Below are 18,187 nucleotides of genomic sequence, written 5' to 3' on the forward strand. Positions count from 1 at the left end.
GCGCGTTTTTGTATGAAGGCTCGGCCGGATTCGCCGCAGATTCGAGGAAATTGCCGCGTGCCGCGATACTCGACGCTTCTGACGCTGTTCGCCGCGATCTCGGCCTGGCTCGGCCTCGCCTTGCCGGCTTCGGCACATCCGCATGTCTTCGTGACCTCGCGCACCGAGATCCTCTATGACGCCAGCGGCGCGGTGAAGGCGCTGCGGCATCGCTGGAGCTTCGACGAGGCCTATTCCGCCTATATGGTCCAGGGTCTCGACAAGAACGGCGACGGCAAGATCACCCCGGACGAATTGACCGAGCTCGCCAAGGTCAACATGGAATCGCTGCCGGATGTCGGCTTTTTCACCATCGCCAAGGCGAACGGCAAGGTGCAGGAATTCGGCACGCCAGGCGAGGCCTCGCTCGCTTATGAAAACAAGATCCTGACGCTGACCTATACGCTGCCGCTGAAGACCCCGGCGACGGCCAACCGCTCCTTCGGCATCGAGGTCGGCGACCCCACCTATTTCGTCGCCTTCGAGATCGGCGAGGAGGCCGATGCGGTGGCAGCGCGCGACGCGCCCAAGGGCTGCATCGTTCGGATCATGCGCCCGCCCAAGCTCGACGCGGCGACGCAGCAGCGCCTGGCGCAGGAGGATATCACCGCGACGCCGGACATGAGCGCCTATCAGGTCACCACGCGGGCGCTGGTGGCATGTCCCTGAGCGCACCCGCCGCGCCGGGCCTGCCGCTCTGGCCGCGCCGTTTGCTGGTCGCATTGCTGGCGCTTGCCCTGGTCGCTGGCACGCTCGGGCTGATCGCCTGGCTGGCCAGCCTCTATTTCCCACCGCCGCCCCCGCCGCCGCGTAATCCGTTCGGCACGGCGTTGCCGCGCGAGGCGCTGCCGGCGACGACGGGGATCGGGGCGATCCTCCTCGCCTGGCAATCGAGCTTCTACCGCGAGCTCACCGCGACGCTGAAGGCGATCGCGCAATCGCCGGCAGCGCTGCCTGGCCTGCTCGGGCTCGCCTTCGCTTATGGTGTCTTCCATGCCGCCGGGCCCGGCCATGGCAAGGCGGTGATCTCCGGCTATATCGTCGCCGACAACCGCAGTCTGAAACGCGGGCTCGCCCTCAGCTTCGCGGCGGCGCTGGTGCAGGCGCTGGTCGCGATCGGGCTGGTCGGCGCGCTGACGCTGGCGCTGAATGCGACCGCCAAGACCATGGCCTCGACGACCTGGGTGATCGAGCAGGGCAGTTTTGCGCTGGTCGGGCTGGTCGGGCTCTATGTGCTCTGGCGCAAGGCGGGCAACCTCGTCGCGCTCGGCGGCAGCGCGGCGCATGACGCTGCTTCCTGCGACCATGTCCATATGCCCGGTGCCGACGAGGTCTCGCGGCTGCGCTCGTTCCGCGAGATGGCCGGCATCGTGCTGGCAGCGGGCCTGCGCCCCTGTGCCGGCGCGCTGATCATCCTCGTCTTCGCCAATGCGCAGGGCCTGCTCTGGGCCGGCATCGCCGCGACCTTCGCCATGGCGCTCGGCACGGCGCTGACCACCGGGGCGCTGGCGGCGCTGGCGGTGTTCTTCAAGTTCGCGGCCTTGCGCTTCGCCGGCGGCGGTTCGCTGAAGGGAGCCCGGATCATCGCCGGGCTCGAAGTGCTGGCTGCTGCTTTCGTCGCCGTGCTGGGGGCGGCGCTGTTCTTCGGGCTATGGGCGGCCGGGCAGGGGAGTTAGCGCTACCGTCATGCTCGCCCTTGTGGCGAGCATCCACGTCTTGAACACTGCGTTGCAGGAAGGAAGACGTGGATGGTCGGGACAAGCCCGACCATGACGAAGAAGGCGTACGAACTGGCGCTACTTCGCCGCCGTCTCGTAGACGAACAGCGTCGATTTGTCGTCATCCGGCATGAAATAGGCGCGCACGCCCTCGCCTGTCGGCTCGACCCAGAACGGGTTCTGCGTCATCGGCAAGCCCGAAGGCGACCAGAGCTCGACCGGCATCTGGAAGACCGGGCGGTTATCCCGGAGGTCGACGATCTCGAAGCCGCCGAGGCGGAAGACCGGACCGTCCTTGGTCGCGCGGTAATTGTTGAGGCCGGAGCAGAGCATCCGGCTCATGCCGATGAAGTGGCAATCCTGATAGTCGATGTAGAGCGCGGGATTGGCGACACGCAGTGCTTCCGGCGCCGCCGTAGCGTTGGTGATCTTGCCGTCGGCGCCGAGCGGCCAGGCATAGAAGCGGCGCGAGCCCCAGCTGACGCCGTGCAGCGACTTGCCGTCGGTGTTGTGGACGATGCCGCCGACATGATCCTTGAAGCGGAAGACCTCGGTTGCCTTCAGCGTTTCGGGATCGACCTTGTAGATGATCGACTGGCTGTTCGGGCGGTATTCCGCGACCGGCACCCACAGGTCCTTGCCGTCGAAATCGATGCCGCCGGGGTGGTAGATCGAGCCTTCGCCGAGTGTGACGCTGGCCAGGAGCTTGCCCTGCGCATCGACTTTGAAGAGATGGCCGGCGCCTTCCCCGGTGTCGCGGTCATAGCCGTCCTTCGGCTCGGTGTAGCGCGTCGTCGGCTTCCTGATCTCGACCGAGGAGATGAAGAAGGCGTCGCCGATCTTGACCATGCCCTGCGGATGGTGGGTCGGAAACTGCAGCTCGATCGCTGCCTTCTGCGTCCATTGCGTGGATCGCGTCAGCTTCGGGAGCAGCGTGTTGAGCGCGGGGTCGGCGGCCTCGGCCGTCGTCGCCAGCATCGCGGCGGCAAGCGCCATCACTGCAGTCCGCATCGCGATCCTCCATTGGCAGCCCCGTTCTCGGGCGTTGCCGGCATAGTTGCGCTTCGTGACGAGGATGCAAAGCCGCGTTCAGCGCAGCGGGTCGTTCTCCAGCAGGATCGGCTTGCCGTGCGGCGTCGCCTCGGCGGCCCGTTCCCAGGCGGCGGCGCGGGCGTCGACGCCGTCATGCGAGGCGAGGCCCTTCTCGATCAGGAGGTGCTCCAGCGCCTCGCACCAGCGCTCGTAATAGTCCGAGCCGTCGCGGCAGCCGCCATTGGCCAGGGCTTCGCGGATCTCGCCGCCGAGCGCCTGCGCCCATTCATCGGCGCTGAAGACGCCGCGGTTCTGCAGCGCGACGACGAGGGCGAAGGCCTGCGCCTGCCAAGGTTCGGCGAAGACCGGTCCCTCGGCATCGCGCGGGATCGGCGTGCCAGCGGCGAGCGCCTCGGCCAGTGCAGCGTCAGGCCGGCTCAAGATAACTCTCCCAGGCCTCGATGCTGACGGTTGTCGTCGGATCGGCGTCGCGGCCCCAGAGCTCCGGCCCGGTGAAGACGACTGTGTAGAGCCATTGCGCCGTCTCGGGCGCGCCATGGGCGCCGGTATCGGGGAAGACATGGCAGCCGGTGACGAGCTCGACGACACCCTGCTTGCCGCGGGCATAGCGCGGCAGGCGGGTGTGGTGCTGCGGGTGCATCACGATGGTGCGGACCTTGTCGCCGACCTTGAAGCGGGCCGGCGCAGCCGCCTCGCGTTCATAGGGGAAGCCGCGGCGCAGGACGGTAGGCACCTCCTCGCCCTTGAGCACGCGCTTGGGCTCCCGGCGCGTGCTGTCGGCGACGCCCGATGCCAGCTCGTCCTTGCTGAGGAAGCCCTGCTCGACCAGCACCTTGTCGAGCGCCGCCAGCCAGATCTGGTAGTAGCTCGACGACAGATACTGCGCTGGCGGCAGGCTCTCGCGGGCATGGCGGATGCCATCGATGGTCCAGGCGCCCATCGCGCCGGCAGCGACATTGATCGCCAGGACCTTCTTCTCCCAGTCGGCATGGAAGATCGGCTCGTCCTTCTCGGGCACGACCGGGCCGAAGCCCATCTGGCCGCCGAGGTCGTGAGCGCTGTTCATGGCTTATCCCCAGGGGAGGGCAGGCCGACACCGATCATCGAGTCGCGGTTGACGATCGACGCCAGTTCGTCCTCGCTCCAGCCTTCGGTGCCAGCAGGGCGCATCGGCACGACGATGAAGCGGGTCTCGGCGGTCGAATCCCAGACGCGGATGCGCTGGCCTTCCGGCAGGGTCACGCCGAAATCGGCGAGCGTGCCGCGCGGGTCGATCACCGCCTTCGATCGATAGGGCGGCGATTTGTACCAGACCGGCGGCAGACCGAGCACCGGCCACGGATAGCAGGAGCACAGCGTGCAGACGATGAGGTTGTGCTCTTCGGGCGTATTGAAGCAAGCGACGATGTGCTCGCCGCCGCGCCCGCCATAGCCGAGCTCGGCAACGGCCGCCGTGCCGTCCGCCTTCAGGCGCGCGGCATAGGCCGGATCGCTCCAGGCCTTGGCGACGACGCGGGCGCCGTTGCGCGGGCCGATCTTGGTCTCGTAGGTGTCGATGATTGCGTCGAGCGCGCTGGGGTCGACATAGCCCTTCTCGACCATCAGCGATTCCAGCGCTTTCACCCGCGCTTCGATCGGGGTGAAGTGGTTGTCATGCTCATGGTCATGATGGTGGTGATGGTCGTGGCCGCTCATCGGGCCCTCCTCGTCATGCCAGCCTGATCCGCGCCGCCCGCTCGAACCTCACGGCGAAGGCGACGAGCGACTTGTCCGAGCCCTTCGGGCCGATCACCGACAAGCCCAGCGGGGCGTCGTCGCGATGGGCTACCGGGATCGAAATCTGCGGGAAGCCGGACAAGCCCGCAAGGCAGAGCAGGCGCAGGGCACGGTTGCGGAAATCCTCGAGCTCGGGCTCGCCGGCGCTGACCAGCGGCGCGACATCGGGCACCGTCGGCAGCATCAGCACGCCGTCCTTGCCGAGCAGCTTGGCGAGCTTCGCGCGGAAGGCCTTGCGCACGCTGTCGCCGCGCGCGACTTCGGCGTCGCTGACCGCCTTGCCGAAGGCGAAGCGCTCGGCGACGCCGGGTCCGAGCGGCATGGCGTGACGCTCGATCATCGCGCCATCCGCCTCCCAGCCCTCGCGGCCCTGGATCCAGCGGAAGGCCCAATAGAGCGCGTCCATGTCGCTGACGGCGCGCACGACCTCGGGCTGGCCGAGAATCGGCACGATGCGCTGCACGACATTGCGCAGGATGCGCTCGGCCTCCGGCACGGCCTGGGAAAACAGATCGTCGGCAAGGAGAAGACGCGGCGCTTCCGGCAGCGTCACTTTGTCCTTGCCGAGCACGGCGTTGGCGGCGCGGGCGAAGACCTCGCCATCCCGGGCGAAGAAGCCGGCGGTGTCCAAGCTCTCCGCCAGCGGCCAGGCGCGCTTCAGCGACAGCCGGCCATGCGTCGGGCGGATGCCGAACAGACCGCCATAGCTGGCCGGCGCCCGGACCGAGCCGCCGGTGTCGGAGCCGAGGCCGATATCGGCGAGCCGCCCGGCGACCGCCGCCATGGAGCCCGAAGACGAGCCGCCGGTGATGCGGTCCGGTGCTGCCGGATTGATGGGTGAGCCGAAATGGGCGTTCTTGCCGTTGAGCGAGAAGGCGAGCTCGTCGGTATGGGTCTTGCCGACGAAGCGGGCGCCGGCCTCCAAAAACGCCTTCACGATCGGCGCGGTCTTGGTCTTGATCCCCGACAGCGCCAGTACGGTCGGCGAGCCCGCGCCGGTCGGATAGCCCTTGACGTCGAACAGGTCCTTGACCGCGAGCGTCAGCCCGGAGAGCGGGCCGGAGGAAGCATGCTTCATCGGCGCGTCCGGATAAGGCACGAAGCAGCGGAACGGGTCGTTTTCGATCATGTGTTCTCAGATCCCCCCAGATCTCAATCAGACGCCGCGGGCGTCGCCGTCCGAGCGCGGATCATGCGTTGCCTCGACATGGCCCTTCTGGTGCTTCACCAGCATGCCGGCATGGCCGAACTGGTCGGAATAGGCCTCGCTGTATTCCTCGACCGGATGGCCGGCGGCGGTCAGCCGTGCCAGCAGCATCGGGTCGAAGCGGTTCTCAAGCTTGAGTGAGATCGAGCCGGCGCCCCAAGTCCGGCCGAAGAGCCAGCGCGGCGCGTCGACGGCATCGGCGACTCCCTGGCCGAAACGGTAGCGCGACAGAATCTGCGCCTGGAATTGCGGCTGACCGTCGCCGCCCATCGCGCCATAGCTCATGATCCGGCCATCGTCGAAGCGGGCGAGCGGCGGGTTGAGCGTGTGGAAGGGCTTGCGGCCGGGCGTCAGCGGGTTGAGCGCCTTGGCATCGAGCGAGAAGGAGACGCCGCGGTTCTGCCAGTTGACGCCGGTCTTGGGCAGGATGCAGCCGGAGCCGTATTCCCAGTAGAGCGACTGGATATAGGACACGGCGAGGCCGGAGCCGTCGATCGCGCCCATCCAGATCGTGTCGCCCTCGCCGGGCCGGAACGGCCAGCTCGCGGCACGCTTGCGGTCGATCTTCGCCGCCTCGCGCTCCAGGGCTGCTTCGGTCAAAAGGCTCGCCGGATCGATCGTCATGAAGGCGGGGTCGGTGACGACTTTGTCGCGGATGGCGAGGGCCCGCTTCACAGCCTCGACCAGCCCGTGATGGTGGTCGAAGCTCTCCGGCCGGGTGACGCCGAGCTTTTCGAAGATGCCGAGGATCATCAGGGCGGTTAGCCCCTGCGTCGGCGGCGGGAAATTGTAGACGGTGAGGCCCGGCAGCTTCAGCGATAGCGCCTGGACGGTGCGGGCGCGGAAGGCTTCGAGATCGGCGCGGGTGATCGGGGCGCCGATACGCGCGAGGTCCTCGGCGAGCTCGCGGCCGATATCGCCGCGATAGAAATCGTCGAGCCCGGTATGGGAAAGCTGCTCCAGCGTCGCGCAAAGCGCCGCGGGCTTACGCCGGTCGCCGGTCTTGGGGCGTTCACCGCCCGGCCAGAAGAACTCGCTGAAGCCGGGCGCTGCCTTCACCGCATCGACTTCCTGCGGCCAGGTGCGCAGCTCCGACTCCGAGATATCGTAACCCTCGGCGCAATGGTGGATCGCGTCGGTGAGCAAATCCTTCAGCGGTAGTTTGCCGCCGAGGCTGGCGGACAGGGCAAGCGCCGCCTGCCAGCCGCCGATCGCGCCGGCGACGGTGATCGCCGCATCCGGGCCGCGCGCCGGCAGCGTGTCGTGGCCCTTCTCGCGATAGCGCTCGATCGTAGCCAGACTCCCCGCCGGGCCGCAGGCCTCGATCGCACGGACCTTGCCGCCGGGCTCGTGCACCAGCCAGAAGCCGTCGCCACCGATCGCGTTCATATGGGGATAGACGACCGCGATGGTCGCGGCCATGGCGACCATCGCCTCGATCGCATTGCCGCCCTCGGCAAGGATGGCGCGACCAGCTTCGGAGGCGAGACGGTGGGGCGCTGCGACGGCCGCGGAGGCGAAAACCGGAGAATCGGGCATCAGGTTCTTGTCGTTCGAGTGAGGCGGGACCATGTGCTGGAAGGCGCGATTTTGTTGCATGCCGGCGCCGGCTAGGCTAGGCGGTCCGTGCATGGGTTCCGAGGATAGAAGCATGGCGGCTGGCCGCACCAACTGGCGCAATGTGATCATGGTGATCTCGCTCGCCATCCTGATCGCGGTCGAGATTTTCGGCGTCGCGCTGGCGTCGGGCTGGGCGCTGGCCGGCCTGTTCGAGCTCGGGCCGATCGTCGCCTATGTGCTGATGGGGCTGTTCTCGGTGCTCGCCGCCTATGGTCTGGTGAATTTCATGCGCCGGGTCGTGAAGATCGAGCGCCTGACCCACCGCAGCTGAGGCTCAGCCGCACGGCTTCATCACGACAGGATCGGCTTCGGCCGGCAGCAATTCGTCGAGCGGCCGGCAGCGCTCTTGCACGCAGATCCGCCAGTCGGCGGTCGCGCCGGAGCGGCGCATCACGATTTCCGGCAGCGCAGGCAGTGTCGGTTTCCAGCGCCAGAAGCCGTCGATGAGCTTGGCGCCATCGGGCGGATCCATGCCGGCGCCCGAGCCTTGCACGCGGGCTTCGGCGAGGACGAGGCCTTCGGGGCCTTGCTGCCAAACCTCCTCCCACAGCGATTTCTGCACCGAATGCCGCCAGGATAGCGTGATCTCGCTCGCGCCGAGCGGGATCAGCAGCGCCCCGGCGGCGAGGCAGATCACGCCGGCTTTTCCAACCCGTCGGTGCGATTGGCCCACCAATGGCGAGCGACGATCGCGCCTGCGAGCGCATAGCCGAGCGGGTCGCTATAGGGGAATTCGCCGAACAGGAAGACCGCGGCGGCGAAGCTGGCCACGCGCTCGACCATGCTCAGCCGCCCGAACAGGAAGCCGATCGCGACCATGCCGAACAGGCCGATGGCGACGCTCGCCTTGATCACCGCATAAACGACCGACGGCCAGAAGCCGATCGTCGCGCTCATCGGATCGCCCGGCTGCAGCATCAGCGCCGGCGAGTAGACGGCAATGAAGGGGATGACATAGCCGGCGAGGGCGACGCGCATCGCCTCCCAGCCGATCTTGTCGGGGTTCTCCTTGGCGATCGGCGCGGCCGCCAAGGCTGCCAGTGCCACCGGCGGGGAAAGATCGGCCATGATGCCGTAGTAGAAGGCGAACATGTGGCTGACGATCAGCGGCACGCCGAGCTTCTCCAGCGCCGGGGCGGCGAGCGCGGCGACGATGATATAGGTCGGGATCGTCGGGATGCCGGTGCCGAGCAGGATCGAGAGCACCATGGTCAGGACCAGCGCCAGGAACAGGCTGGTCTTACCGAGTCCGATGATCCAGGCGCCGAAGGTGGTGCCGATGCCGGTCTGCGTCATCAGGCCGATGATGGTGCCGACGATGGCGCAGGCGATGCCGACCGGCAGGGCCGTCTTGGCGGCGTCGGCGAGGGCGTCGCGGCAGATGGCGAGCGTCGCCCGGCCGCCGAGAGTGAGGGCGTTGAGCAGGACGAGCGCCAGGATCAGGCCGCCGACGACGCGGACATCCATGCCCTCGCGCAGCAGGGCACCGGCGATCAGCCCGAGCCCGATCCAGAAGATCACGCGCAGCGCCGTCGTCTTGAAGCCGAGCGCGATGCCGGCGCCGAGCAGCAGGCCGACTGTAAGAGCAAGGCCGATCGTGCCGGCGAAGAGCGGCGTGAAGCCATGGAACAGCATGGCGACGAGCACAGCGAGGGGCAGCGCCAGATACCAGCGCTCGCGCAGCGCCTTGAGCGGGCTCGGCAGCAGCGCGCGTTCGATGCCCTTGAGGCCGTATTTGCCGGCCTCCAGATGCACCATCCAGAAGGCTGAGGCGAAGTAGAGCACCGCCGGAATCGCCGCGGCCTTGACGATCTCGGAATAATCGACGCCGAGCGTCTCGGCCATGATGAAGGCGGCGGCGCCCATCACCGGCGGCATGATCTGGCCGCCCATCGAGGCGGTGGCCTCGACGCCGGCGGCGAAGGCGCGCCGGTAGCCGAACTTGATCATCAGGGGAATGGTGAACTGGCCGACGGTGACGACATTGGCGACGCCGGAGCCCGAGATCGTGCCCATCAGGCCGGAGGAGAACACCGCGACTTTGGCCGGCCCGCCGCGCGAGCCGCCGAACAGGCCGAGCGAGACGTCGTTGAAAAGGTGGATCATCCCGGCCTTCTCGAGGAAGGAGCCGAAGACGATGAACAGGAAGATATAGGTGGCCGAGACATAGGTCGGCACGCCGTAAAGCCCTTCGGTGCCGAAGGAGAGATGGCCGATGATCTGATCGAAGCCGTAGCCGCGATGATTGAAGGGCGAGGGCAGGTACTGGCCGAAGAACCAGTAGAGCAGGCAGGCGCCGCACATGATCGGCAGCGCATTGCCCATCAGGCGCCTGGCGGCCTCGAAGACCAGGATGGCGAGCAGGGAGCCGACGACGAGGTCGAGCGCGGTCGGGTCGCCGTCGCGCAGGATCAGGTCGGCATAGAAGATCAGCTGGTAGAGGCCGACCAGGAATCCGACGAGGCCGATCGCCCAGCCGAGCCAGCGCCCGGCTTCCGTCTTCGCCTTGAAATTGGCGACGAGGCCGAAGGAAAGCAGCAGCAGGAAGCCGACGTGGACGCCGCGCACCGCCTGGCTCGGCAGGAAATGCCAGGCCGAGATCAGGATCTGGAAAGAGGCGAAGGCGAGCGCGACGCCATAGGCGAGCATGCCCCATCTGCCGGGGCCGAAGCCGGGCGGGAAGCCGTGCTCGAAATTGTCGAGCGCCTCGTTCTCGATCGGTGCACCGCTCGCGCCGGAGAGCTCGTGCAGCCGGTCGGTATCGGCTCCCGCCACTGTGGTCTGCTGCGCCATCGCCCCGCCCATCCCCGAAAGCCAATCGCCGTCATGCTCGGGCTTGACCCGAGCATCTTTGAAACCAGCTAGCTGGTCATGAGATTCTCGGGACGAGCCCGAGAATGACGCCTTTACGAGCCGACCTTCAGGCCCTTTTCCTTGAGATAGCGCGCCGCGCCCGGATGCAGCGGCACGGGCATGCCGTCGAGCGCGTTCTCAAGCTTGATCGACTTGCCGGCCGAGTGCGAGGCGGCGAGGTCGCCGAGGTTGTCGAAGATGTTCTTGGTCATCTGGTAGACCAGCTCCTCCTTCACCCCCTCATGGGTGACGAGGTAGTTGACCACGGCGGCGGTGTTCACGTCGCTGGTCTGGCCGCCATAGGTGTTGGCCGGGATCGGCGCGCTGATGAAGGGCGGGCCGGCCTTGTCGATCACCGCCTTGGGCACCTCGACCACGACGATCTCGACCGAGGTCGCGAGGTCGCGGATCGAGGCGACGCCGAGTCCGGCCGATTGCAGGGTGGCGTCGAGCTGGCGGTTCTTCATCAGCTCGACCGATTCGGCGAAGGGCAGGTACTCGATCTTGCCGAGATCCTTGTAGGTGATTCCCGCAGCGCCGAGGATCGCGCGGGCGTTGAGCTCGGTGCCGGATTTCGGCGCGCCGACCGAGAGGCGCTTGCCCTTGAGGTCGGCCAGCGTCTTGATGCCGCTCTCCTTCGAGGCGACGATCTGGACATAGTTCGGATAGATCGCGGTGATGCCGCGCAGCTTCTTCAGCGGGCTCTTGAAGCCGGCCTCCTCGTCGCCTTTCCAGGCGGCGTCGAGGGAATCGCCAAGGGTGAAGGCGATCTCGCCGCGGCCCTGCTGCAGCAGCACGAGGTTCTCGACGGAGGCCTTGGTCGCCTGCACCGATGGGCGGGTGTTCGCGATCTTGTCGCCGTAGATCTTCGAGAGCGCGACGCCCATCGGATAGTAGACGCCGGAGGTGCCGCCGGTCAGCACGTTGATGAAGTCCTGCGCCTTGGCCGCGACCGGCGTCACGGCGATGATCACGGCAGTCATGAGCCCGGCAAAGCGGTGGCCGGCGAGCAGCGTCGTCATGGTTCCTCCCGAATATATCCGGCTCGGACGGCCGGACTTTCCTTGTTGTAGGCCGTTCGCGGGGAGAAAGAAAAGTTGTTCCAAAGCTCTAGCCGCTTGGATTGCCGCGATTGCGCGCGATTTCCGCCCTGCTGGTGCCAGGAAGCTCAGGAGATTGCCCTCGCCGGCTGGACAGGCTAGCCGGAAACACCATCTTCCGATCTTTCCCCCGATGGAGCGCCCCGCCCGATGCAGCCGCGACAGCCGACCATGCCCCTGATCGACCGCCGCACGCTGCTCGCAGGCGCGGCCGGCACGGCCGCCCTCGCCGCAACAGGTTTCTCCGGCCAGGCGCTGGCGCAGCAGGGGCTGAAGCTCGGCACCGCCGAAGCCTTCTCCTTCGATGGCTTGAAGGCGCGCGCTCGCGATCTCGCCGGCAAGCCCTACGAGCCGCCGCCGAACCCCAAGCCCGACGTGCTCGAGAAGATCGACTACGACGCCCATGGCAAGATCAAGTTCAAGCCGGAGCTGGCGCTCTGGGCCAATGGCCCGTCGCCCTGGCCGGTGACCTTCTTCCATCTCGGCCGCTACTTCCAGAAGCCGGTGCGCATGCACGTCCTCGACGACGGCAAGGCGCGCGAGATCGTCTACGACGAGAGCTATTTCGAGATGCCGGCCGATTCCCCGGCCAAGCAATTGCCGCCGGGTGCCGGTTTTGCCGGCTTCCGCTTCCAGGAGAGCCGCTCCGGCCATCCTGGCCGCAAGGGCGAGAAGCTCGACTGGCAGAAGAACGACTGGGTCGCCTTCCTCGGCGCCTCCTATTTCCGCGCCATCGGCGAACTCTACCAATACGGACTCTCGGCCCGCGGCCTCGCCGTCGACCCGGCGGTCGGCGACCGGCCGGAGGAATTTCCGGATTTCACCCATGTCTGGCTGGAGACGCCGGGCGAAGCGGCCGAGTACGTGGTCGTCTACGCCCTGCTCTCGGGGCCGAGCGTCGCCGGCGCCTTCCGCTTCCGCATGCATCGCGGCAAGGGCGTCGATATGGAGATCGAGCAGGAGCTGCACCTGCGCAAGGATGTCGCCCGGCTCGGCGTCGCACCGCTGACCTCAATGTACTGGTATTCCGAGACGGCGAAGGTGACCATGGTCGATTGGCGGCCGGAGGTGCACGATTCCGATGGGCTCGCGCTCTGGACCGGCAGCGGCGAGCGGGCCTGGCGCCCGCTCAACAATCCGCAGCGCACCGTCGCCTCGTCCTTCGTCGACGAGAACCCGCGCGGCTTCGGGCTGATGCAGCGCGACCGCGAAATCGGCCACTATCTCGATGGCGTCTTCTATGAGCGCCGCCCCAGCCTCTGGATCGAGACACTCGGCCAATGGGGCAAGGGTGCGGTCCAGCTGATCGAAATCCCGACCGACGACGAGATCCACGACAATATCGTCGCGATGTGGGTGCCGGAGGCGCCGGCGAAGGCCGGCAACGCTTATAGTTTCCGCTATCGGCTGCACTGGCTCGCCGATGAGCCCTTCCCGCCGGCGCTCGGCCGCGTCGTCGCGACCAGGCTCGGCAATGGTGGCCAGCCCGGCACGACCCGGCCCAAGGGCGTGCGCAAGTTCATGATCGAATTCAAGGGGCCGGCGCTCGAGGACATCCCGTTCGGGGTCAAGCCCGAGGTGGTGCTGTCGGCCTCACGCGGCAGCTTCTCCTATATCTTCGCCGAGGCGGTGCCGAACGATGTTCCCGGCCATTGGCGGGCGCAGTTCGACCTCACCGTCGACGGCACCGACCCGGTCGAGATGCGCTGCTTCCTGCGCGGCGGCGACAAGGTGCTGACCGAGACCTGGCTGTATCAGTACTGGCCGGGCTGAAACCTGCCCCGAAACTCTACTGCGGCGGCCATCTAGCGGCGCTTTCTGCGCTTCCGGTGCTCACGGACCGATGTCCGCTGCGCTCCGGTTCTCGAAACCACCGCCATCTGGCGCGCCGCAGCGAGTTTCAGGGCAGGTTCCGGGCCGAGACCGCTACCCTTCGATCTGGCGCTTCTGAGCCCGGTCGACGGAGATGAACAGCGTGTTGGCAGCACCGGGCTCGACGCAGAACACGTCGAAGCTCGGCGCCTGCGGGTCGTCGGCGGGCATGTGCAGGACGGCAGAGCCTTTGCGACCGGCAAAGGCCATGATCCGGAAGCTCAGCCCGTCAGGCAGGCCGATCTCGATCGCATCGGCTGTTATCTTGGTCGCGACGCCGCCGCGTATCGCCTTGAAGGTCACCCGCTCGGCACTCACTGGCACGCTCCTGTTCGGCTGCAATCGAGACAGGAGATAGCGCCGATATCGGGCGGGCGCATCCTCGGCGGCGTTTGCCTCTCCGAAACCACTCGCACGGCATATGGAAGCATCTACTGGTCCAGGGTGCCGTATGGAAACGTCTCTCTACGTTCCGGTCAAACGCTTCCTCGAAGGCCTCGGCTATTCTGTGAAGGGCGAGGTCGGACATTGCGATCTCGTCGCGCTGCGGGATGACGACCCGGCCGTGGTGGTGATCGGCGAGCTGAAACTGAGCTTCAACCTCGAACTCATCCTGCAGGGCGTCGACCGCATGAGTGTCGGCGACGAAATCTGGCTGGCCGCACAGCTCTCGACCAGGGGCAAGGGACGAGAGAGCGATCCGAGATATCGCAATCTCTGTCGGCGGCTCGGTTTCGGCCTGCTGGGTGTCAGCAGGACGGGCGAGGTCGCGGTGCTCGTTTCTCCGGTTGCGCCGGCACCCCGGAAAGACCCGCGGCGGCGCTCACGGCTGGTCGATGAGCACCGGCGGCGTCAGGGGGATCCCGCGATGGGCGGCAGTACGCGCAAGCCGATCATGACGGCCTATCGCCAGCAGGCGCTGGCCTGCGCCGCGGCCATGACGGCCGCCCCGCAACGGCCACGCGATCTCAAGCCGTCCTGCCCCGATGTGCAGAAGATCCTGCATCGGAACGTCTATGGCTGGTTCGAGCGTTCGGGACGTGGGATTTACGCGCTCACTGCAACAGGGCGCAGCGCGGTGGCCCAGTGGATGTCTCCGCCTTCGTCCGTTGTCGAAGAGCAGGACCAGCTGCCCGCTTGAGATCTGCTTGTCTTCGATTGCGCGTAACATTATATCATTCCGCATGGCTCATCATCATGCGCATCACCGCCAGCCTGCCGCCGAGGTTCCTGGCTGGTCGCTGTTGCGGCTGTCGGCCGGGCAAAGGCTCGGCCTGGCCTTCGGCGTGATCCTGGTGCTGTGGGCGGCGACCTTCGCCGTCATTGCGTGATGAAGAATCTGGCGTGAACAAGAGTACCGGACCCGTGCCCGCCATCCGTTTCAGCGATCTGACCCTCGGCTATGACCGCCATCCGGCGGTGCATCATCTCTCCGGCGAGATCGCGCCGGGCAGCCTGACGGCGATCGTCGGGCCGAACGGCGCCGGCAAATCGACCCTGCTCAAGGCCATCGCCGGCGCGCTCTCGCCGCTCGACGGCACGGTGACGCTCGCCAAGGGCAAGCGCCTCGCCTATCTGCCGCAATCGGCCGAGCTCGACCGTTCCTTCCCGATCCATGTCTACGATCTCGTCGCCATGGGCCTGTGGGGCGCCGCCGGCATTTTCGGCAAGATCGGTTTCGGTCAGCGCAGCAAGATCGAGGCGGCGATCGCCGCGGTCGGCCTCACCGGTTTCGAGAGCCGCAGCATCGGTACGCTCTCGGGCGGGCAGATGCAGCGCGCGCTCTTCGCCCGGCTCCTGCTCCAGGACGCCGACATCATCCTGCTCGACGAGCCCTTCACCGCGATCGATGCGCGCACCAGCGCCGATCTGCTGGCGCTGGTCCAGCGCTGGCATGGCGAGAACCGCACCGTGATCGCCGTGCTGCACGACATCGAGACGGTGAAGCGTGCCTTCCCGCAGACGCTGCTGCTGGCGCGCGAGGCGATCGCCTGGGGCGAAACCGGCGAAGTGCTGACGGCGAACAATCTGCTCAAGGCGCGGCGCATGGTCGAAGCTTTCGACAGCCACGCAGCGCCCTGCGCCGCCTGATCGTCCAGACCCAAGACAAGGCCGATGTTCTACGACCTGCTGATCGGCCCCTTCGCCGAATTCGACTTCATGCGCCGCGCTCTGGTCGGCGTGATCGCGCTCTCGGTCTCCGGCGCCCCTGTCGGTGTCTTCCTGATGCTGCGGCGGATGAGCCTGACCGGCGATGCCATGGCGCATGCGATCCTGCCCGGCGCCGCGCTCGGCTATCTCGTCGCCGGCTTCTCGCTGCCGGCGATGACGCTGGGCGGCCTCGTCGCGGGCTTCACCGTCGCCCTCGCTGCCGGCGCCGTGGCGCGCGTGACCGTACTCAAGGAAGACGCCTCGCTTGCTGCCTTCTACCTGATCTCGCTGGCGCTCGGCGTCACCCTGGTCTCGCTGCGCGGCTCGGCGGTCGATCTCTTCCATGTCCTGTTCGGCAATGTGCTGGCGCTCGACGACGATGTGCTGATCCTGCTTTCCGGCGTCGCCAGCCTGACGCTCGGCGTGCTGGCGCTGGCCTATCGACCGCTCGTGCTCGAATGCGTCGATCCCGGCTTCCTGCGCTCGGTCAGCCGCTCCGGCGGCTTCGTCCATCTGACGTTTCTCGGCCTCGTCGTGATCAATCTCGTCGCCGGCTTCCATGCGCTCGGCACGCTGCTCGCCGTTGGCCTGATGATGCTCCCGGCGGCCGCGGCCCGTTTCTGGACCGCCGATATCACCCGGCTGATCCTGCTCGCGAGCGGCTTCGGCATGGCCTCGGGCTATATCGGCCTCGTCGCCTCCTATGCCGCCGGCAGCAATCTCCCGGCCGGGCCGGCGATCATCCTCTCGGCCGGCGCGCTCTATCTCGGCTCGCTCCTGCTGGGATCGCAGGGCGGGCTTGCGCGACGGCTCTTGCCGAAGGCTCATCTCCAGCGCTAGTTATGTTATAGTGTTTCATATAGCGCGAGAGATGCCATGCTGAACCGCCGCTCCGTCCTCCTCTGCCTTGCCGCCAGTGGCGTCCTGCCATTGCCGGCGCTTGCCCAGGAGAAGCTCTCCGTCGTTGCGAGCTTCTCGATCCTCGGCGATTTCGTGCGCGAGATCGGCGGCGAGCGGGTCGCGGTATCGCTCCTCGTTGGCCCCGATGGCGACGCCCATGTCTATTCGCCGACGCCGGCCGACGCCAAGACGGTCGCGGGCGCCAAGCTCGTCGTCGTCAACGGGCTGAAATTCGAGGGCTGGCTGACCCGGCTGGTGAAGTCGTCCGGCACCAAGGCGACGGTCGCGACGGCGACCACCGGCATCACGCCGCTGAAGATGGCTGACGATCACGGCCACGGCCATGGCGGCGAGGATCCGCATGCCTGGCAGAGCGTCGCCAACGCCAAACTCTATGTCGGCAATGTCCGCGATGCGCTGATCGCAGCCGACCCGGCTGGGAAGGTCGCCTACGAGGCCAACGCTGCCGCCTATCTCGCCAAACTCGATGCGCTCGAAGCCGAAATCAAAGCGACCGTCGCGCGCATTCCGGCCGACCGGCGCAAGGCGATCACCTCGCATGATGCTTTCGGCTATTTCGCCAAGGCCTACGGCATCGCGTTCATCGCGCCGCAGGGCGTCTCGACCGAGGCCGAGGCCTCGGCCAAGGACGTCGCCCGCATCATCCGCCAGATCAAGGCGGAGAAGGTGCCGGCGGTGTTCCTCGAGAACATCACCAATCCGCGCCTGGCCGAACAGATCGCCAAAGAGAGCGGCGCGAAGATCGGCGGGCGGCTCTATTCGGATGCGCTCTCGGCCGCTGGTGGTCCCGCCGGGACTTACATCGCGATGATGAAACACAATATAAGCCAGATCGAGAAGGCGCTCGTCGCCGGCCCGGCCTGACCGGGTCGCGATCATCGCAGCGCCACCAACCAGGTCGTTTCCCATGTCCGAGAAGATTCCCGTCACGGTGCTCACCGGCTATCTGGGCGCCGGCAAGACCACGCTCCTCAACCGCATCCTCACCGAGGACCACGGCAAGAAATTCGCCGTGATCGTCAACGAGTTCGGCGAGACCGGCATCGACGGCGACCTCGTCGTCGGCGCCGACGAGGAAGTGTTCGAGATGAACAATGGCTGCATCTGCTGCACGGTGCGCGGCGACCTGATCCGCATCCTCGACGGCCTGATGAAGCGCAAGGGCAAGTTCGACGCGATCATCGTCGAGACCACCGGCCTCGCCGACCCCGCCCCGGTCGCCCAGACCTTCTTCGTCGACCAGGATGTCGGCGACGCCACCAAGCTCGACGCGGTCGTGACCGTCACTGACGCCAAGTGGCTGAAGGATCGGCTCAAGGATGCGCCGGAAGCCAAGAACCAGATCGCCTTCGCCGACGTGATCATCCTGAACAAGACGGATCTGGTGACGCCTGAGGAGCTAGCCGAGGTCGAGACGACGATCCGCGCGATCAACCCCTATGCCAAGCTACACAAGACGACGCGCTGCGACCTGCCGATAGCCGAGCTGCTTGACCGCAACGCATTCGATCTCGACCGCATCCTCGACATCGAGCCGGATTTCCTCGAGGCCGGCCACCATCACCATCATTCCGAGGACGTCCGCTCGATGTCCTTCACCATCCCCGGCGATGTCGACCCCGACAAGTTCATGCCGTGGATCAACGACATCAGCCAGGTGCAGGGCCCGAACATCCTGCGCTCCAAGGGCATCCTCGCCTTCAAGGACGAGCCGCGCCGCTTCGTCTTCCAGGGCGTGCACATGATCCTCGACGGCGACCTGCAGCGCGACTGGAAGTCTGGCGAGACGCGCGAATCGCGCCTCGTCTTCATCGGCCGCGATCTCGACGAGGCGGCACTGCGAAAGGGGTTCATGGCCTGCGCGGCTTGAGCTAAAG

20 protein-coding genes are annotated in these 18,187 nt (G+C 66.9%); 10 read left to right on the top strand and 10 right to left on the bottom strand.

The genetic code is table 11. The annotated features are described in order from the left end of the window. Positions 1-57 precede the first annotated feature (57 nt). Positions 58-708 (top strand): DUF1007 family protein, encoded by a 651-nt coding sequence (locus tag AC07O0_RS22485; protein ID WP_494625910.1) that lies wholly within the window; start codon positions 58-60, stop codon positions 706-708. Next, positions 699-1,715, top strand: coding sequence for a nickel/cobalt transporter (locus AC07O0_RS22490; RefSeq protein WP_494625911.1), 1,017 nt, complete (start codon positions 699-701; stop codon positions 1,713-1,715). The genes AC07O0_RS22485 and AC07O0_RS22490 overlap by 10 nt, the downstream gene beginning before the upstream one ends. Positions 1,716-1,835: 120 nt before the next feature. On the opposite strand, the gene AC07O0_RS22495 is transcribed toward AC07O0_RS22490, so the two are convergent. The 6 genes from AC07O0_RS22495 to AC07O0_RS22520 all read right to left on the bottom strand — a co-directional run bounded on the left by AC07O0_RS22495 (position 1,836) and on the right by AC07O0_RS22520 (position 7,332). After that, positions 1,836-2,768, bottom strand: coding sequence for a DUF6454 family protein (locus AC07O0_RS22495; RefSeq protein ID WP_494625912.1), 933 nt, complete (start codon positions 2,766-2,768; stop codon positions 1,836-1,838). Positions 2,769-2,846: 78 nt separating this feature from the next. Beyond that, complete coding sequence (locus AC07O0_RS22500) at positions 2,847-3,230, bottom strand: nitrile hydratase accessory protein (RefSeq protein WP_494625913.1); 384 nt, start codon at positions 3,228-3,230, stop codon at positions 2,847-2,849. Further along, entirely contained in the window at positions 3,217-3,876 is a 660-nt protein-coding gene (nthB, locus tag AC07O0_RS22505) for a nitrile hydratase subunit beta (RefSeq protein WP_494625914.1), read from the bottom strand. The genes AC07O0_RS22500 and nthB overlap by 14 nt, the downstream gene beginning before the upstream one ends. Further along, positions 3,873-4,505, bottom strand: coding sequence for a nitrile hydratase subunit alpha (gene nthA, locus AC07O0_RS22510; RefSeq protein ID WP_494625915.1), 633 nt, complete (start codon positions 4,503-4,505; stop codon positions 3,873-3,875). The genes nthB and nthA overlap by 4 nt, the downstream gene beginning before the upstream one ends. A 13-nt stretch (positions 4,506-4,518) precedes the next feature. Beyond that, on the bottom strand, positions 4,519-5,715 hold the full coding sequence (locus tag AC07O0_RS22515; RefSeq protein ID WP_494625916.1) for an amidase: 1,197 nt from the start codon (positions 5,713-5,715) through the stop codon (positions 4,519-4,521). 27 nt (positions 5,716-5,742) lie between these two features. Next, positions 5,743-7,332, bottom strand: a complete 1,590-nt coding sequence (locus AC07O0_RS22520) for a gamma-glutamyltransferase family protein (RefSeq protein WP_494625917.1) — start codon at positions 7,330-7,332, stop codon at positions 5,743-5,745. A gap of 112 nt (positions 7,333-7,444) precedes the next feature. Between AC07O0_RS22520 and AC07O0_RS22525 the strand changes: the two genes are divergently transcribed. Beyond that, on the top strand, positions 7,445-7,684 hold the full coding sequence (locus tag AC07O0_RS22525) for a hypothetical protein (protein ID WP_454028090.1): 240 nt from the start codon (positions 7,445-7,447) through the stop codon (positions 7,682-7,684). Positions 7,685-7,687: 3 nt separating this feature from the next. Here the strand turns inward: AC07O0_RS22525 and AC07O0_RS22530 are convergent, their stop codons facing one another. The 3 genes from AC07O0_RS22530 to AC07O0_RS22540 form a co-directional block, all read right to left on the bottom strand. Beyond that, on the bottom strand, positions 7,688-8,050 hold the full coding sequence (locus AC07O0_RS22530; protein WP_494625918.1) for a DUF1850 domain-containing protein: 363 nt from the start codon (positions 8,048-8,050) through the stop codon (positions 7,688-7,690). Continuing rightward, on the bottom strand, positions 8,047-10,206 hold the full coding sequence (locus tag AC07O0_RS22535) for a TRAP transporter permease (RefSeq protein WP_494625919.1): 2,160 nt from the start codon (positions 10,204-10,206) through the stop codon (positions 8,047-8,049). The genes AC07O0_RS22530 and AC07O0_RS22535 overlap by 4 nt, the downstream gene beginning before the upstream one ends. 113 nt (positions 10,207-10,319) lie before the next feature. Continuing rightward, on the bottom strand, positions 10,320-11,249 hold the full coding sequence (locus AC07O0_RS22540; protein WP_494626285.1) for a TAXI family TRAP transporter solute-binding subunit: 930 nt from the start codon (positions 11,247-11,249) through the stop codon (positions 10,320-10,322). Between the two features lie 267 nt (positions 11,250-11,516). Here AC07O0_RS22540 and AC07O0_RS22545 point away from each other — a divergent pair, with 267 nt between their 5' ends. After that, positions 11,517-13,139: an OpgD/OpgG family glucan biosynthesis protein gene (locus AC07O0_RS22545; RefSeq protein WP_494625920.1), complete on the top strand. Its 1,623-nt coding sequence runs from the start codon at positions 11,517-11,519 to the stop codon at positions 13,137-13,139. Between the two features lie 153 nt (positions 13,140-13,292). Here AC07O0_RS22545 and AC07O0_RS22550 read toward each other — a convergent pair whose 3' ends face one another. Continuing rightward, on the bottom strand, positions 13,293-13,556 hold the full coding sequence (locus AC07O0_RS22550) for a hypothetical protein (protein WP_494625921.1): 264 nt from the start codon (positions 13,554-13,556) through the stop codon (positions 13,293-13,295). Between the two features lie 133 nt (positions 13,557-13,689). Here AC07O0_RS22550 and AC07O0_RS22555 point away from each other — a divergent pair, with 133 nt between their 5' ends. From AC07O0_RS22555 to AC07O0_RS22580, 6 genes are read left to right on the top strand one after another with little or no spacing between them, the layout of a single operon-like run. Continuing rightward, positions 13,690-14,379 carry a DUF2161 domain-containing phosphodiesterase gene (locus AC07O0_RS22555; protein ID WP_494626287.1) on the top strand — a complete coding sequence of 230 codons (690 nt, stop codon included), beginning with the start codon at positions 13,690-13,692 and terminating at the stop codon, positions 14,377-14,379. A gap of 43 nt (positions 14,380-14,422) precedes the next feature. Further along, on the top strand, positions 14,423-14,569 hold the full coding sequence (locus tag AC07O0_RS22560) for a hypothetical protein (protein WP_494625922.1): 147 nt from the start codon (positions 14,423-14,425) through the stop codon (positions 14,567-14,569). 13 nt (positions 14,570-14,582) lie between these two features. After that, positions 14,583-15,329, top strand: a complete 747-nt coding sequence (aztA, locus tag AC07O0_RS22565) for a zinc ABC transporter ATP-binding protein AztA (protein WP_494625923.1) — start codon at positions 14,583-14,585, stop codon at positions 15,327-15,329. Between the two features lie 24 nt (positions 15,330-15,353). Beyond that, positions 15,354-16,229 carry a metal ABC transporter permease gene (locus AC07O0_RS22570; RefSeq protein ID WP_494625924.1) on the top strand — a complete coding sequence of 292 codons (876 nt, stop codon included), beginning with the start codon at positions 15,354-15,356 and terminating at the stop codon, positions 16,227-16,229. 36 nt (positions 16,230-16,265) lie between these two features. After that, positions 16,266-17,174 carry a metal ABC transporter substrate-binding protein gene (locus AC07O0_RS22575; RefSeq protein WP_494625925.1) on the top strand — a complete coding sequence of 303 codons (909 nt, stop codon included), beginning with the start codon at positions 16,266-16,268 and terminating at the stop codon, positions 17,172-17,174. Between the two features lie 43 nt (positions 17,175-17,217). Continuing rightward, positions 17,218-18,180 carry a CobW family GTP-binding protein gene (locus AC07O0_RS22580; RefSeq protein WP_494625926.1) on the top strand — a complete coding sequence of 321 codons (963 nt, stop codon included), beginning with the start codon at positions 17,218-17,220 and terminating at the stop codon, positions 18,178-18,180. Positions 18,181-18,187: the final 7 nt, after the last annotated feature.

The organism is Allobosea sp. GW821-FHT10B12, from assembly GCF_059415545.1.

Excerpts from the sequence above, each read along its gene's own strand:
- AC07O0_RS22560 (WP_494625922.1), top strand. The coding sequence starts at position 14,423 with ATGGCTCATCATCATGCGCATCACCGCCAGCCTGCCGCCGAGGTTCCT.
- nthA (WP_494625915.1), bottom strand. The coding sequence starts at position 4,505 with ATGAGCGGCCACGACCATCACCACCATCATGACCATGAGCATGACAAC.
- AC07O0_RS22520 (WP_494625917.1), bottom strand. The coding sequence starts at position 7,332 with ATGCCCGATTCTCCGGTTTTCGCCTCCGCGGCCGTCGCAGCGCCCCAC.
- AC07O0_RS22515 (WP_494625916.1), bottom strand. The coding sequence starts at position 5,715 with ATGATCGAAAACGACCCGTTCCGCTGCTTCGTGCCTTATCCGGACGCG.
- AC07O0_RS22540 (WP_494626285.1), bottom strand. The coding sequence starts at position 11,249 with ATGACTGCCGTGATCATCGCCGTGACGCCGGTCGCGGCCAAGGCGCAG.
- AC07O0_RS22580 (WP_494625926.1), top strand. The coding sequence starts at position 17,218 with ATGTCCGAGAAGATTCCCGTCACGGTGCTCACCGGCTATCTGGGCGCC.
- AC07O0_RS22490 (WP_494625911.1), top strand. The coding sequence starts at position 699 with ATGTCCCTGAGCGCACCCGCCGCGCCGGGCCTGCCGCTCTGGCCGCGC.
- AC07O0_RS22535 (WP_494625919.1), bottom strand. The coding sequence starts at position 10,206 with ATGGCGCAGCAGACCACAGTGGCGGGAGCCGATACCGACCGGCTGCAC.
- AC07O0_RS22555 (WP_494626287.1), top strand. The coding sequence starts at position 13,690 with ATGGAAACGTCTCTCTACGTTCCGGTCAAACGCTTCCTCGAAGGCCTC.
- nthB (WP_494625914.1), bottom strand. The coding sequence starts at position 3,876 with ATGAACAGCGCTCACGACCTCGGCGGCCAGATGGGCTTCGGCCCGGTC.
- AC07O0_RS22570 (WP_494625924.1), top strand. The coding sequence starts at position 15,354 with ATGTTCTACGACCTGCTGATCGGCCCCTTCGCCGAATTCGACTTCATG.
- AC07O0_RS22575 (WP_494625925.1), top strand. The coding sequence starts at position 16,266 with ATGCTGAACCGCCGCTCCGTCCTCCTCTGCCTTGCCGCCAGTGGCGTC.
- AC07O0_RS22545 (WP_494625920.1), top strand. The coding sequence starts at position 11,517 with ATGCAGCCGCGACAGCCGACCATGCCCCTGATCGACCGCCGCACGCTG.
- AC07O0_RS22525 (WP_454028090.1), top strand. The coding sequence starts at position 7,445 with ATGGCGGCTGGCCGCACCAACTGGCGCAATGTGATCATGGTGATCTCG.
- AC07O0_RS22495 (WP_494625912.1), bottom strand. The coding sequence starts at position 2,768 with ATGCGGACTGCAGTGATGGCGCTTGCCGCCGCGATGCTGGCGACGACG.